We start from the raw sequence: 1,013 nt of genomic DNA on the forward strand, positions 1-1,013 counted from the left end.
GGCTCAACCTGACATCGGCGAACCACGTATTCCTGCTCGACCCGTGGTGGAATCCATCGTCAGTCGCACCGCCACGTGCACGCGCAAAATGAGACCGACACCAAGGCAGCCGACCAAACGATCGCGCGCGGAACTGACGAACTTGTTTGTTTTCTGTGCCTCGTTCTTTCCCCTGTTGTTAGCACGGAGGATCAGGCCGTCGATCGCGTTCACCGTTTGGGCCAGACTCGGGACGTCGAGATCGTTCGCTTCATCTGCAAGGACAGCGTCGAGGAGAAGATCATGGAGCTGCAGGACGCCAAGCGACAGATGACGACCACGGCGTTGACGCGCGCATCCAAGTCGCGCGAGGACCAGCAAGCCGATCGACTATCCGACTTGCTGCACCTGTTCAAGTAAAGTGAGGACCACCTCGCCGCCAATGGCATGGAGCTCAGTGTTGCGTAAAATTTCTTCAAACTGTGATGAAAAACAAAATATTCAACCTTCAATCGAACATCGAATCGCACTTACGAAGGGCTCCATCATCGCATCAGGCACCAGATCCTTCCGCCTCATTCCACAAAGCGGTCGGCTGAAATGTCTAAGATTTTAGAAATTTAAATGCCCCAAACAAAACGTTGCCTCAACTTGAAGCTTGATGATTAAAGGAGAAATCACGTGAAAACCATCTGAAATTACAGTAAATGATCAATTAGAATAATGGCTCCTAGAGCTTCACGCCTCCAAGCCTACTAAGCTTGTCCACAATGACTTCTGATCTGAATCGAATGCGCGCAAGAAATTAATGGGACAGAGTTCTGATCTGAACTCATTCATGGGGGCTCCGGCCCCATCCTAATCTAAAACGGTTTGCGCAAGTAAACGGTTTTGGCTCAACCTGACATCGGCGAACCACGTATTCCTGCTCGACCCGTGGTGGAATCCATCGTCAGTCGCACCGCCACGTGCACGCGCAAAATGAGACCGACACCAAGGCAGCCGACCAAACGATCGCGCGCGGAACTGACGAA

At 51.9% G+C, this 1,013-nt stretch carries 1 protein-coding gene; it reads left to right on the forward strand.

The genetic code is table 11. The annotated features are described in order from the left end of the window. Window positions 1-75: 75 nt before the first annotated feature. Window positions 76-399, forward strand: a complete 324-nt coding sequence (locus tag P4L78_RS10570) for a DEAD/DEAH box helicase (protein ID WP_309328024.1) — start codon at window positions 76-78, stop codon at window positions 397-399. Window positions 400-1,013 lie beyond the last annotated feature (614 nt).

The sequence above is a fragment of the Silvimonas sp. genome (assembly GCF_031291215.1).
Taxonomy (GTDB): domain Bacteria; phylum Pseudomonadota; class Gammaproteobacteria; order Burkholderiales; family Chitinibacteraceae; genus Silvimonas; species Silvimonas soli.